Source organism: Pseudanabaena sp. FACHB-2040 (assembly GCF_014696715.1).
GTDB lineage: Bacteria > Cyanobacteriota > Cyanobacteriia > Phormidesmidales > Phormidesmidaceae > JACVSF01.
In genome coordinates, this window is sequence record NZ_JACJQO010000005.1 from 612,349 (window position 1) to 626,594 (window position 14,246).

Annotated in this window: 13 protein-coding genes; all 13 read left to right on the plus strand. The window is 57.7% G+C overall.

Annotated elements, in window-relative coordinates; translation table 11 throughout:
• Positions 1-384 precede the first annotated feature (384 nt).
• Positions 385-1,416 carry a glycosyltransferase family 9 protein gene (locus H6G13_RS06505; RefSeq protein ID WP_190482336.1) on the plus strand — a complete coding sequence of 344 codons (1,032 nt, stop codon included), beginning with the start codon at positions 385-387 and terminating at the stop codon, positions 1,414-1,416.
• The gene (locus H6G13_RS06510) at positions 1,406-1,807 is read left to right on the plus strand and encodes a hypothetical protein (RefSeq protein ID WP_190482337.1); all 402 of its coding nucleotides are present in this window, start codon (positions 1,406-1,408) and stop codon (positions 1,805-1,807) included. The genes H6G13_RS06505 and H6G13_RS06510 overlap by 11 nt, the downstream gene beginning before the upstream one ends.
• A 112-nt stretch (positions 1,808-1,919) precedes the next feature.
• Positions 1,920-2,900, plus strand: coding sequence for a glycosyltransferase family 4 protein (locus tag H6G13_RS06515; protein WP_190482338.1), 981 nt, complete (start codon positions 1,920-1,922; stop codon positions 2,898-2,900).
• A gap of 109 nt (positions 2,901-3,009) precedes the next feature.
• On the plus strand, positions 3,010-4,989 hold the full coding sequence (locus tag H6G13_RS06520) for a glycosyltransferase (RefSeq protein ID WP_190482339.1): 1,980 nt from the start codon (positions 3,010-3,012) through the stop codon (positions 4,987-4,989).
• 42 nt (positions 4,990-5,031) lie between these two features.
• Positions 5,032-5,787, plus strand: coding sequence for an SDR family oxidoreductase (locus H6G13_RS06525; RefSeq protein ID WP_190482340.1), 756 nt, complete (start codon positions 5,032-5,034; stop codon positions 5,785-5,787).
• A 139-nt stretch (positions 5,788-5,926) separates the two neighbouring features.
• Positions 5,927-6,517: an HAD family hydrolase gene (locus H6G13_RS06530; RefSeq protein ID WP_190482341.1), complete on the plus strand. Its 591-nt coding sequence runs from the start codon at positions 5,927-5,929 to the stop codon at positions 6,515-6,517.
• Positions 6,480-7,964 (plus strand): D-glycero-beta-D-manno-heptose 1-phosphate adenylyltransferase, encoded by a 1,485-nt coding sequence (gene rfaE2 / locus H6G13_RS06535; RefSeq protein WP_190482342.1) that lies wholly within the window; start codon positions 6,480-6,482, stop codon positions 7,962-7,964. The genes H6G13_RS06530 and rfaE2 overlap by 38 nt, the downstream gene beginning before the upstream one ends.
• The gene (locus H6G13_RS06540; RefSeq protein ID WP_190482343.1) at positions 7,961-9,121 is read left to right on the plus strand and encodes a glycosyltransferase family 9 protein; all 1,161 of its coding nucleotides are present in this window, start codon (positions 7,961-7,963) and stop codon (positions 9,119-9,121) included. The genes rfaE2 and H6G13_RS06540 overlap by 4 nt, the downstream gene beginning before the upstream one ends.
• A 161-nt stretch (positions 9,122-9,282) precedes the next feature.
• Complete coding sequence (locus tag H6G13_RS06545) at positions 9,283-9,690, plus strand: glycosyltransferase family A protein (protein ID WP_190482344.1); 408 nt, start codon at positions 9,283-9,285, stop codon at positions 9,688-9,690.
• Between the two features lie 6 nt (positions 9,691-9,696).
• Positions 9,697-11,823 carry a glycosyltransferase family 9 protein gene (locus H6G13_RS29070; protein ID WP_190482345.1) on the plus strand — a complete coding sequence of 709 codons (2,127 nt, stop codon included), beginning with the start codon at positions 9,697-9,699 and terminating at the stop codon, positions 11,821-11,823.
• Positions 11,824-11,891: 68 nt separating this feature from the next.
• Positions 11,892-13,103 carry a sensor histidine kinase gene (locus H6G13_RS06555; protein ID WP_190482346.1) on the plus strand — a complete coding sequence of 404 codons (1,212 nt, stop codon included), beginning with the start codon at positions 11,892-11,894 and terminating at the stop codon, positions 13,101-13,103.
• Positions 13,104-13,188: 85 nt separating this feature from the next.
• Positions 13,189-13,899 (plus strand): metallophosphoesterase, encoded by a 711-nt coding sequence (locus H6G13_RS06560; protein ID WP_190482347.1) that lies wholly within the window; start codon positions 13,189-13,191, stop codon positions 13,897-13,899.
• A 4-nt stretch (positions 13,900-13,903) separates the two neighbouring features.
• Positions 13,904-14,230 carry a cupin domain-containing protein gene (locus H6G13_RS06565; protein WP_190482348.1) on the plus strand — a complete coding sequence of 109 codons (327 nt, stop codon included), beginning with the start codon at positions 13,904-13,906 and terminating at the stop codon, positions 14,228-14,230.
• Positions 14,231-14,246 lie beyond the last annotated feature (16 nt).

Genomic DNA, 14,246 nt, shown 5'->3' on the forward strand with positions numbered 1-14,246 from the left:
GAGAGCGGTCAATCTGTCGCCTGCATCACTAAACGGCCCATAACGAGGCAGTTTGAGAAAGCAGGCGAAGTCTCTATCGGAAGACGGGTTGACTCGCTCTTATACCTATCTAAGGACGTAGACAAAGTGTCTTTTAGGTCTAACCAAAGTAATAGAGAAAATGCTGCAAAGGCACTTTTCATTTTTGTTAAAAAAAAGTGTTTGTTCATCTTTCCCAAGAGAGATTGATAACATGCACAAGCATGCTTGTGCAAATGCCCAATTAATACTTTCAGGAAAGTAAAATTCTTCTGGCAAATGCCCAATGAAATTCATTAGCTACCCCCCCTAGGATGCAGATCATAGAATGCGCTTTGGGTTCAGAAATTGGCATTTCAACTATCTATGGCTCCTGTTGGACGAATCGTGGTGGTGCGATCGCTTCCCGGTCTTGGTGATCTGCTGTGCACCGTTCCGGCGTTGCGGGCATTGCGGTCAGCTTTTCCGGCGGCCCATATCACTCTATTGGGCCTACCGGGCAGCCGTTGGATGGTTGAGCGTTTTCCCGATCTACTAGATGACTGGCTGGCCTTTCCGGGCTACCCCGGTATCCCAGAAGGCTGGCAGAGTGTGCAGACTACTGTTCAATTTTTAGCTCAAACTCAGGCGCAGCCCTTTGATCTAGCTATTCAAATGCACGGCAACGGCAGCTACATGAACTCCTTTGTCACCTTACTAGGGGCAAAGCAGACGGCAGGCTTTTACATGCCGGGGTTGTTTTGCCCTAGCCCTGAGTCTTTTTTGCCCTACCCTCAAGACGCCCCAGAAGTTGAGCGTATGCTTCAGCTCATGGAGTTTTTAGGAATTCCTTCGCAGGGCAGCGAGATGGCCTTTCCGGTCACTGAGGCTGAGGTGCGATCGCACCAGCAACTAGCCACTGCCCACGGGCTACAACCCTACCGATACCTCTGCCTCCACCCTGGCGCTAGCGACGCTAGCCGCCGCTGGTCTCCAGCTAACTTTGCCCAAGTCGCTGACCACTTAGCGATAAAGGGATACCGCATTGTGCTGACCGGCACCGATGAAGAGCAGCCGATTATCGAATCTGTCATTAGCCAAATGCACACCCAGCCGATCAACCTGGCCGGCAAGACCAACTTAGGCACCTTAGCGGCCCTACTTCAGCAGACCGCTTTGCTGATCTGCAACGATACCGGCGTCTCCCATCTGGCCGCCGCTCTCAAAACGCCCAGCATCGTGATTTTTAGCAACTCCGAAGTCAAGCGTTGGGCTCCTCTTAACCGGCAATACCACCGCCCCATCGACTGCCGAGAAGCCGGCATTGCCACCACAGCAGCTGTCTTAGTGCAGGCCAACGAGTTTCTGCGGCAGCTACCCAAATCCTTATCCCGTGAAGAGGTTAGTCATGCCGTTTGAAGACTGGGCAGCCCTGCAGCGGCTCTTAATTTGGAGTGCAGATAGCCCAAAAGCCCTACAGCCTGCCCTAGAAGCCCTGCATCAGGCATTACCAGAAACAGCATTGACAGTCTTAGAAAGTCCGGCTCGCCCTAAAAGCCAGCTCAACGAACCGCTCCAAACCGTGCAGTGGCTGCAGCAGCACCCCTTTGACGCAGCCATTATTTTCTCTGCCCCCAACCAGTCCCCCTATGCCCCAGCCTACCTCTGCTACTTGGCAGGCATTCCTGTGCGGATCGGCCAATCCCGAGAATTTGGCGGCCAGGTGCTCTCTCACTGCTTTGAACCCCCTGCTCCCCTAGAGCCAGTCGATCCACATCTGCATCTGCTGCAAGCCGCTGGTCTGCTATGAGGCGGAGGCACAAGAAGGGCGGAGAAACAAAGCTGTATCAATCCTCTCCCCCATCATCCCACCTCCCCCATCTCATCTCCTGCCCACTCTCCCCTGCCCCTACTCCCACGCCATGAAACGACTCCGCATTCTCACCTGGCACATCCACGGCAGCTACCTCTACTACCTAACTCAGGCACCCCACGAGTTTTACCTGCCAGTCAAGCCCAATAAACCAGAGGGCTACGGGGGAAAGCTGTCGGGCTTTGCCTGGGGCGACAACGTCCATGAGGTCGCAGCAGAAGAGGTGCAAAATCTCGAATTTGACTGCGTCTTGTTCCAGTCGCAGCGCAACTATTTGCAGGATCAGCACGACATTCTTTCCCCCGCTCAGCGGCAGCTGCCCCGCCTGTTTTTGGAACACGACCCCCCTCGCGAGCACCCGACCGATACCCGGCATGTAGTGGACGATCCGGCGGTGCTGCTGGTACACGTCACGGCTTTCAATCAGCTGATGTGGGACAGCGGCAGGACACCTACGCGGGTGGTGGATCATGGGGTGATCGTGCCCTCCGGTGTGCAGTACACAGGCGAGATTCCCAAGGGCATTGTGGTGGTGAATGGGTTGCGATCGCGCGGTCGTCGCCTTGGCCTCGATATTTTTGAGGCCATCCGTGAGGAAATACCTCTAGATCTGGTGGGTATGGGCTCAGAAGCGCTGGGCGGTCTGGGGGAGGTGTCTCACGCTGAGCTGCCCGCTTTGATGGCTCGCTACCGCTTTTTCTTCCATCCCATTCGCTACACCAGCTTGGGGCTGGCACTGTGCGAAGCGATGACGCTGGGCCTGCCGGTGGTAGGGTTAGCCACCACAGAGTTGACCACCGTCGTTGAAAACGGCATTTCTGGCTACATCGACACCTGCCTGCCCAAGTTGGTACAGCACATGCAAACCCTGCTCGACGATGCCCGACTGGCCCGACGGCTCGGTGAGGGGGCCAAGTGGCAGGCCCAAGAGCGCTTTAGCATCCAACGCTTTATCCGCGATTGGGAGGATGTTTTTGCCGAAGCGATTGCCCGCAACCGGGAACAACAGCCCCTGGTAATGGGCCGATGATTTGCGATTAGGGCACAGGCCGCCGCCTCTACCAATACGCACCTCTACCCAGTAGCAAGTGGGCGGTGCCCACCTATCCACTCCTCACCCCTCACCCCCCGAAATCGCTATGACTAAACGGATTGCCCTGATCAGTGAACACGCTTCGCCCCTTGGGATTTTTGGAGGCACCGACAGCGGCGGCCAGAATGTCTACGTCGGCCAGATCGCCAAGCAGCTTGCGGCCATTGGCTACAGTGTGGACGTGTTTACCCGGCGCGATCGCACCGACATCCCCGATGTCGTCACCTGGCACAATGGGGTCCGCATCATTCATGTGCCGGTGGGGCCAGCCCGGCCCATTCCCAAGGAAAGGCTGCTGCCCTACATGGAGGCGTTCACTGAGTTTGTTCTGGCCTTTATGCGGGAGGAGCGGCTAAAGCTCAATGGGTCTTTTAAAGGGCGACACTTCTACGACCTGATCCACGCCAACTTCTGGATGTCGGCCCTGGTCGCTAACCAGATCAAGCAGCAAACGGGCGTACCCTTTGTCGTCACCTTCCACGCCCTAGGCCGAGTGCGGCGGCAACACCAAGGGCAGGCCGATGGCTTTCCCGATCGGCGCTTTGCCGTTGAAGACGAGATTGTGCAGGCGGCTGACTTCATTGTGGCTGAGTGCCCCCAAGACCGAGATGACCTGATTCAGCTCTACCAAGCCGATCCCAACAAGATTCGCATTATTCCCTGCGGCGTAGATGCCGCCGAGTTTTGGCCCATTCCTAAAGACAAGGCGCGGGCCACGCTGGGCCTGCCCCAGGACGAGCGCATTGTGCTGCAGCTGGGCCGGATGGTGCCGCGCAAGGGCGTAGATAATGCATTGCGGGGCGTCGCTGCCCTTAACTATCAGGCGCAGATGCCGACTCGGCTGCTGGTGGTTGGGGGTGAGGCTTCTGAACCTGACCCAGCCCTCACGCCTGAGATTGGGCGGCTCCAAACCCTGGCTCAGGAGCTGAACCTGACGGATCGCGTCACCTTTGTCGGCCAGCGGGGCCGCGAGGTGCTGAAGTACTACTACAGCGCTGCTGATATCTTCGTCACCACGCCCTGGTACGAGCCCTTTGGCATTACACCCCTAGAGGCGATGGCCTGCGGCACCCCCGTCATTGGCACAAACGTGGGCGGTATCAAGTTCACAGTGAAGGATGGGGAAACGGGCTATCTGGTTGCGCCCAATGAACCGCAGGCACTGTGCGATCGCATGGCCTTTCTCTACCGCAACCCCGCTATGCTCAACCTGTTTGGGCGGCAAGCGATCCGCCATGTGGCCAGCCAGTTTACCTGGCCCAAGGTGACCAGTGCGATCGCAGCTCTCTACGAAGACGTGCTGACCCTAGAGCCCCAGCCCATTACCCTGCCCTCTCAAGACATCGGTGAACTGACCCGCATGGAGGACTGCTTTGATGCCGCCATTATGGCTCTTAAACAGTCCCAACAAGTGCTCAGCACCGATATTCTGGCAGCGGCAAGGTTAATGGGCCAGTGCTTTACCCAGGGCGGCAAGGTGCTGGTCTGCGGCAATGGCGGTAGCGCTTCCGACTCTCAGCACTTCGCGGCTGAGCTGGTGGGCCGCTTTCGCTCGCCCCACCGGGCTGGGCTGCCTGTTATCGCCCTCACTGCCGACACCGCCCTGATCACCGCTTGGTCCAACGATGTGGGCTACGAAGATATCTTCGCCCGCCAAGTCCACACCTTTGCCCAGCCAGGGGACGTGCTGCTCATGATGAGCACCAGCGGACGCTCCCCCAACCTGATTCGCGCCGTCGAGGCCGCTAGCACCCGCAATGTTTCCACCATTGCCTTACTCGGCGGCAGCGGCGGCGACCTGATGCCACTGGTAGATCTGCCCCTTTGCGTCCCTGCCAGCGACACCCAGCGAATTCAGGAAGTCCACATTTTGATCCTGCATCTGCTGTGCGAGTGGATTGAGGAAGATCTGCTGCGGGCCAAATGTCCCCAATCGGCCCCGGCTCTGTCGCCGGTTTCCGCCCCTGGGGTAGAGACACGGTTAGCCGCCTCTCTACGCCCTTCGACCCAAAAGCGCCTGCTTTAACCCGTTTTTGAACCCCTATTTTGAACCCCTAGGAGAATATCGATGCAAACCCTTCCCCAAAAAACGGCTTCCGATCAACCCCTAGCTAATAAAGTCGTCGTCGTCACTGGTGGTGCCCAAGGATTGGGTGAAGCCACCTGTTACTGTCTGGCTGAAGGCGGGCTGAAAGTCGTTGTAGCCGACGTGCAGCCCGCTCGGGGCCAACAGCTAGCTGAGAAAATCCAGGAACAGGCGGGAGATGCGATCGCACTGCCCCTCGACGTCAGCGATCCCGACCAGAGCACCCGCCTGGTTAACCAAGTGCTTGACCACTACGGCAAGATCGACGTTTTAATCAACAACGCCGGTATCGACGTCACCCTTTCCGTCGAAGAACTCGAGATCAACGACTGGCAGCGGGTTATGGGCGTCAACCTCAATGGCCCCTTCTATATGTCTAAAGCCGTCTTTCCCCACATGCGCGAACAGGGCAGCGGCCAGATCATCAACATCGTCTCCACCGCCGCCAAACGCGCCTGGGCCAACGCCTCTGCCTACCACGCCAGCAAGTGGGGCCTGCTCGGCTTCTCCCAAGCCCTCCATGTCGAAGGCCGCTTGCACAACATCAAAGTTACTTCAGTCATCGCAGGCGGCATGCGCACCCCCTTCCTGCTAGATCGCTTCCCCGACATCGACATCAACACTCTGCAAGACCCCATGAACGTGGCCGAAACCATCAAGTACCTGCTAATGCAGCCTAAAGACACCGTGATCTCAGAAATTATGGTGCTGCCGATGAAGGAGACTTCCTGGCCGTAGAAAGGCAGGGGGTGGATGGGTGGTCGGGTAGATGGGTATAAAACCACAGCCTTCGATAACTCTTTACTCCTACTTCCACTCATCCACTCTCTCACCCATCCACCCTCCCACTCCCCACCCATCCACTCCCTCTCCACTCATGCAGAAGGCTATCTTCCTCGACAAAGACGGAACCCTGATTGAAGACGTCCCCTACAACGTCGATCCAGCTCGCATGATGCTGTGTCCTAGGGCGTTGAGTGGCGTCCACAAGCTCTATCAGGCGGGCTACCAGCTGATTGTCATCACCAACCAGTCCGGCATTGCCCGAGGATATTTTGATGAATCGGCCCTGACTGCTGTAGAGCAGCGACTGCGCCAAATGCTGGAACTGCCGCTAGCAGGCTTTTACTATTGCCCTCACCACCCCAATGGCACAGTGGCGGAGTATGCCGTCTCCTGCGACTGCCGCAAACCTAAGCCAGGGATGCTGCTCCAGGCCGCTGCCGATCACGATATTGATCTGCATCAGTCTTGGTTTATTGGCGACATTTTGAACGATGTCGAAGCAGGGCTGCGGGCGGGCTGCCGCACAGTTCTGATCGACAACGGCAACGAAACCGAGTGGGTGCTCACGCCACAACGCACGCCCCATCATGCGACCACCAATCTCAGCCTTGCTGCCGACTACATCCTCCACACCCAACCCGCCCATGACTACTCCAGACGCACAAACCAGCCGGTTGCTTGATCTGATCGATCGCTTTGCTCACCTGAAAGTACTGGTGATTGGCGAAGCTATTCTCGATAGCTACCTCCAGGGCGGAGCCACCCGCCTCTGCCGAGAAGCGCCCGTACCTATCGTTGACGTGGATCAGCGCCAGTATGCGCCGGGAGGCGCGGCCAACACAGCAGCCAACGTGGCGAGGCTGGGCGGCGAGACGTACTTTTTGTCGGTGATTGGCTGCGATTACGAGGGCGATCGCCTACGGGAAGCCCTGACCGAGCGGAGTGTGCAGCTCGACGATCTGTTGAGCCACTCTGACCGACGCACGCTAGTAAAACAGCGGGTCATGGCCGATGCTCACCTGCTGGTGCGATTTGACCAGGGCAGCACCGGAGCCATTTCAGAAGCCGCAGAGGCCCTGCTGATTCAAAAGCTGGTGCAGCGGTTCCCGCTTTGCGATGCTGTAATTATTTCAGACTACGCCTATGGCATCTTCACGCCAGCGGTGATTGCAACTCTGCAACAGCTTCAGGCCCAATATCCACGGGTGATTGTGGCCGACTCCAAACGGCTGCAGGCTTATGCTGAAGTCGGCGTTACTGCAGTTAAGCCCAACTACGATGAGGCGGTGCGGCTGCTGAATTTGTCCCGGCTGAATGGACATGCCCGAGTTGAGCAAATTTCTCGTCACGGCCAGACGGTGCTGCAGCTAGCAGGCAGTCAAATGGCGGCCCTGACCTTGGACGAAGAGGGCGCAGTGATTTTTGTGGGCGACTTACCCCCCAGCCGCACCTTTGCCAAACCGGCCCCCAGTTCCCACGCTACTGGGGCAGGCGATACCTATGTGGCCGCCCTGGCTCTAGCTTTGGGTGCGGGCGCAGACCCCCATGCAGCAGCATCTCTTGCGGCGATGGCAACGGCGGTAATTGTGCAGGAGGAAGGCACTACCTGCTGCAATCCGCTGGCCTTGCGCCGGGCTCTGTTTGACCAGAACAAGCGCATCTTTAATCACACTGAGCTGGTGTCGCTGGTGGAGCAGCACCGCGCCCTGGGCAAACGAATTGTGTTTACTAACGGCTGCTTTGACATTCTCCACTCGGGCCATGTCACCTGCCTTGAGCAGGCCAAGGCCCTGGGGGATGTGCTGATTGTGGGGGTCAACAGCGATGAGAGCATTCGCCAGCTCAAGGGGCCAACCCGTCCGGTCAACTCGCTGGCGGATCGGCTGACGGTGCTGGCGGCTCTAGGCTGTGTGGATTACGTGGTGCCCTTTGGCGATCTTTCTCCGCGTGAGCTGATTCGCATTATCCGCCCCAACGTATATGCCAAGGGCGGTGACTACACCCGCGACACTCTGCCCGAAACGCCGCTGATTGAAGAGCTGGGCGGCGAGGTGAAAATTTTGCCCTACCTGGGCGATCGCTCCACAACCCATCTAATTCAGCAAATTCTTGCAGGACACGCCGAATGAAGACTGCTGACTGGACCACAGCCAACCGCATTCTCTGCATTCGCCTAGACAGCCTGGGAGATGTGCTGATGACGACTCCGGCTCTCGGCGCAATTAAGGAGACGAACCCTCAAGCTCATCTGACGCTGATGACCTCAGAGGCGGGAAGTGCGATCGCACCCCTCCTCCCCATCATTGACGAAACTCTGGTCTACGATGCCCCCTGGCTTAAGGCCACTGCTCCCCGCACCAATAGCCAGCCCGAATATGCCCAGTTCGAGGCCCTGCGCCAGCAGTTTGATGCCGCCATCATCTTTACGGTCTACAGCCAAAACCCGTTGCCCTCGGCTTTTATGACCTACATGGCAGATATTCCTCTGCGGCTGGCCCATTGCCGCGAAAACCCCTACCAGCTTCTGACCCATACGGTCAAAGAACCGGAGCCAGAGCAGTTTATCCGTCATGAAGTGCAGCGCCAGCTCGACCTGGTCGCCAGCGTCGGCTTTCACACAGCCACTCCCCGCATGAGCCTCGATATTCCCCTCAAGGCCCAAAAGCGGGTCGCCCTGCTGCTGTCGGAACTGGGTCTGAGCAGTTCAAGCCCTTGGGTAGTCGTTCATGCTGGTGCATCGGCCCCCTCTCGCCGCTACTCGCCCGAGCAGTTTGCTCAGGTGGCTGATGCCCTTCAGACCAAAGGCATCCCAATCGTCTTCACCGGCACCAAAACCGAGCGTCCCCTGATTGACCAGATTCGGTCTCAAATGGGGACATCTTCTCTGTCTCTTGTGGGGATGCTGGATTTAGCGGGCTTAGCGGCCCTGCTCCAGACGGCACCGCTACTTCTGTCCAATAACACTGGCCCAGTTCACCTAGCAGCGGCGGTGGGAACCCCCGTCGTTGATCTGTACGCCCTAACCAATCTCCAGCATACTCCCTGGGGCGTGCCCAACCGGGTGCTCTACCACGAGGTGCCCTGCCGCCTTTGCTATAAGAGCATTTGCCCTGAGGGGCATCATGACTGTCTGCGGCGAGTGGAGCCAGAACAGGTAGTTGCGGCGGTTGTGGAGCTATTGGCCGAAACCCATCGCCCCTCCGATTCCTTTCCCTCCATGGAGATGCAATTAGATAGTCCTTCGGGCAATAGCCCTTTGGGCATGGCTTCGTTAGGGTTTCGCTAGGGCACAGAGGCCTGTGCTCCGACCAGATTATTCTGCCCTGTGCCCTTCTATTGGGTCGTGCTGCGCTTGACACCAACCTACAAGACCTCCCTTCTGGGTTTTGGGTGGTTGCGCTGTGCTTAACCCCAACAAGCCTTTTGTCCTTCCCCTCTGCTTTCTCCATGTCCACCCTCAACGTCCTTATTCCTACCTACAATCGGCCTACGGTGCTAGCGATCACGCTGACTGGCCTGTGCGCCCAAACGTTTCAAGATTGCAGCGTAATTGTTTTTGACCAGACCGAAGGTCAGGCTGTAGTCAATGTCAGTGAAGTTCAGGCGGTGGCGAGAGGGTTGCGATCGCACCAGCACCCCGTCCAAATTCTCCAGCACCTGCCGCGCCAAGGCGTGGCCGAGCACCGTCAGTTCCTCTTGGAGCAGGCTACTGCGCCCGTGCTGGCCCAGCAGCGGGTGACGGCCCGCTACGGAGACTGCGGCATTCTGCCTTCAGGGGCCTACCACCAAGAGATGGTGACGACAATTTGCGATCGCACCCATGACGCCCACCACCTTTTCCCGGTTGAGGTGTAGGGGCCTATGCAGCGGATTCTGTTTATTGAACTTTTGGGCGGCCTAGGCGATACGCTGATTGCCCTACCGGCAATGCAAGCCCTAGCGGCTTCCCATCCCCAAGCCCAGCTCAGCGTCCTCACCTTCGAGCCGGGAGGTGAACTGCTGCGCCACCATGCCCTCATTCACAAAGTCATCCAAACGCCTAAAGGAACCGCACGACAGGCAGTCGAGCAGCAGCTTGCCCAAGCCACCTACGACCTGATCGTGACGGACGTGACCTACGAAGGCATTGCCAACCTAGTGCAGCAGAGCGGTGCAGCCCGAGTAGTGACAAACCTGTGGCGCAACCCGCCCAGTGATCAGCTAGTTTGCGATCGCTTCCTGCAAATCCTGCTGTTCGAAAACCTCATCGACGAAAGCGCCGCCCGCCGCTACCGCCATCCCCAAATTCACCTCACCCACACCGAGCACACCCAGACCCAAAACCGGCTAGGAGCCACCTATCGCCCGCTTATCTGCCTCTATCCCGACGCTGGGATGTCCATCAAGCACTGGTCAACTGACCATTTTGTAACCCTGGGCAAAGCACTGCAAGAACGCTACAGCGCCAGCCTAATCGTGCCAGAAGGCAATAACCCCGATCAGGTCAAAGCCATCACCAGCGCCCTACCCAGTGCCCGCCCCTGGCCCCGAGGTTCCCTGCGCGAACTCGCTGCCCTCTTTGCCCAGGCCGACTGCGTCATCGCCGGAGACACGGGTCCCGCCCGCATCGCCGCCGCCCTCGGCACCCCCACCATCACCCTGTTTGGCCCCTCCTGGCAAGGCCGGTACGGCCAACCCGCCCCCCACATCAACCTGCAAGGCTACCCCAACTGCCCCGAACGCAACCTCGCCAACTTCACCGAACAATCCTGCTGGTACAGCGGCAAGTGCCCCTTCGAATGGGCCACCTGCGTGGATCTGATCACCCCCGCTCAAGTATTAACAGCAGTCGATCAGGCACTGTCCAATCAAAATAGCTCCCCCACCGAAATCACCCCAACAGCGCACACCCACACGCCCCCATCCACCCATCCACCCATCCACTCATCCACCCTCCCTCCCTGGCCCGCCCCCCAAAATATCCTCATCATGCGGCTCGACAACATCGGGGACGTGCTCATGACCAGCCCCGCCCTACAGGTCATCAAGGAGCACCAGCCCGATGCCAAGATCACCCTCATGGCCAGCCCCGGCGGCTCTCTAGCAGCCCCCCTTCTGCCCTGGATAGACGACGTGTTGACCTGGCGAGTCCTCTGGCAAGACCTGGGGAAGCTCGACTTCGACCCCCAGCGAGAATGGGAACTGGTGCAAATCCTCAAAGACCGAAAGTTCGATGCCGCCATCATCTTCACCAGCTTCAAGCAAAGCCCTCATCCCGCCGCCTTTCTATGCCAGCTCGCAGGTATCCCCCTCCGCCTAGGCGAATCTAAAGAAACCAGCCCTACCCTCACCCACCCCATCCCTGCTGCCCCCGACGACCTCCATCAAGTCGATCGCAACCTCCGCCTCATCGAATTCGTCGGCTACCCCGTCAACAACCGCCACCTCTCCCTCTCCCTCCCGTCTTCCCCACCCCCCCAATCTCCCCAATCCACCCCCTACCTCCTCCTCAACCCTTGGGCCAGCTGCCAATCGCGCACCTACCCCGCCGAACGATTTGCGATCGCAGCCCACCAACTCTCCCAAATCACCGGCTGGCCTGTCGTCGTAACGGGCGTGGAGAAGGATTGCGATCGCGCCGCCCCCCTGCTCGACATCCTGGGAGAGCGGGCCATCAACCTAATTGGCAAGACCACCCTGCCAGAGCTAGCAGCCCTGATCGATCAGGCCCAGCTCATGCTCTCCAACAACACCTCGACTATGCACATTGCCGATGCGGTGCAAACTCCGAGCGTCATTCTCTTTGCGGGGACAGAGCTGGAGTGCCAGTGGCAGCCGCGCCAGACCCAAGCCATTTTGCTGCGCCGCCCAACCACCTGTAGCCCCTGCTATCAGTTCACCTGTCCCTACCAGCTAGAGTGTTTGGATATCGAACCAGAAGCAGTTGTCACCGCTGCTTTAGAACTGCTGCACATTCCGGCTCCCGCACCTTTTTCCCTCAAGAGTTAGATGTGCTCGTCTCCCAACTTCCGCATCATAGGGAGAGGTTGCTAGATCTGCCCTTCTTCTTTTGCAGCATGGATTTTAGTCAAGCCCTTCTGGAAAAAAGCGACTACATCGTAGAGTCCTGGGTTTCTGCAGTCAGACAGGATGAGCAGATTTCGGTTACGCAAGAGCTGACCTACACCGCCATTCGCAATAGCCTTCCTGACGTGTTGTCGGCTTTGGGCACCGTTCTTTCCAAGTCTACAGACAACGACCTTCACAGCCTCGTAGAGGCCAGTCTAAAGCACGGCCAGATTCGTGCTGAGCAAGGCTTTGAACCTGCCGAGATCGCCCGCGAGTATCGCCTGCTGCGCTCCATCATCTTTTCTGAGCTAGAGCCTGACCTATTGCGCGGCAGCCCCGCCGACATGCTGCGGGCTGTGCGGCTGATCGATACCGTGATTGATGAGGCTATTGCCCGCTGCTTCCACAGCTACACCGATGGCCGTATGGAAGAACTCAAGCAGCTGCAAGGCCAGTTAAATCTGACCAACCAGGAGTTGACTCGGCTAGTGCGGGCCAGCAAAGAAAACCTATCGCACCTAGCCCATGAGCTAAAAACCCCGCTCACCTCAATCATTGGCTATACCGATCTCTTTCTGCGGCAGCAGCGCAAACAGTCAGACCTCCGCGACACGTTTCCCAACTTGGAAAGCATTGAACGGGTGCTGCAGAGTGGCAGGCTGCTGCTGCGGCTGATCAACGATGCTCTAGAAATCTCCCGCTACGATGCTGGGAAAATGTCTCTACAGCTGATGCCAACCCATGTCCCGGAAGTTCTCAATGGGGTCATGACAATGGTCGAACCTCTGGCTCGATCAAAGGATTTAGCCCTGATTTTGAGATGCGATCGCGCCCCCGCTTCGGTCACCACCGATCCACTGCGGCTGCAGCAGGTCATCACCAATCTGCTCAGCAATGCCATTCGCTACACCGAAACCGGCTCGATCAGCCTAGAATGCTACGCCCTCTCAGAAGAGCAATGGGCCATCACTATTACTGACAGCGGTGTAGGCATTAGCCAAGAAGACCAGTCCCACATCTTCGAGCCCTACTTTCGGGCCCCCGCCTCAGAACTGGCCCCATCCCAAGATGGCACCGGACTAGGCCTCTCCATTGTTTCTCGCTTGACCAAGCTGTTGCAGGGCGAAATCAAGCTGGAGTCTTCACCGGGGGTTGGCTCTGCATTTACTGTCGTTTTGCCCACGGTGCCACAGCCAGCGGCGGTGCAGGTGGCCCAATAGTCGGTCGAATCTCCCTTTTGGCAGCGGCAGGTCAAACTTCAAGAATTACAATTTTAATAGAGAACTTAATCCTTCGTAACCTTGTATGGCCCCTTCCAGCCGCCCCAGTCGATGCTTTGCCATCGGAGATATCCACGGCTGCGATGTGGCGCTAAAAGTTCTGCTGGAGGCAATTGACCTCCAGCCCCAAGACACTCTAATTACGCTGGGCGACTACATCAACAAAGGCCCAAACGCTAAATCGGTTTTAGACACCCTGATTAATCTACACGCCCAGGGGCAGCTCATCCCGCTGCGGGGCAACCACGAAATCTTTTTTCGCACTGCAGGCAAATACGGTAGAACCCGGCTCAACGGCAAAGACCTGATTGACCGCAAAACCCTGGTGTCTTACAGCCCTACCCGCAAACCGGCTGGCCTGAGCGACATCCCAGAGGCCCACTGGAGCTTTATCCAAAAGAAATGTCTGGACTGGTGGGAAACCGAGCGGCACATCTTCGTCCACGCTACGCTGGCTCCCGATAGGCCACTGTCGGAGCAGCCTGACAAGTCACTATTTTGGGATAAATTTACTGATCCGCAGCCCCATATGTCGGGTAAAACCTGGATCTGCGGCCACACCCCTCAAAAGAACGGTAAGCCCCGCAACCTAGGCTATGCCGTCTGCCTGGATACCTGGGTGTATGGCAAGGGCTGGCTGACTGGCCTAGATGTAGACAGCGGCCAAGTGTGGCAGGCTAATCAGCGAGGCAAGCTCCAGAGCGCCCATATCGAGGACTTTAAAGAGGATTCTTGAGTTGATGCCGCCCGCTAAAGCCAATCTGTTCTCACTGCCCAACCCCTTGTCCAACATCGAGGTATTTGAACCGCTCTTTGATAAGGGTAATTGCCTAATAGAGCGCATCATTTCGAGTGGGCAAATCACCCCTGCCGGTGAATGGTACGACCAGAAACGCGACGAATGGGTGATCTTACTGCAGGGTCAGGCGAGGCTGGCCTACGAAGACGGCAGCGAAACCGCTCTAGAGTCAGGAGACTACGTTCTGATTCCGGCTCACTGTAAACACAGAGTTGTCTACACCAGTGCAGAACCCCCCTGTATCTGGCTAGCGGTTCATTTGGACTAGGAAGCCAGGAAAAGAC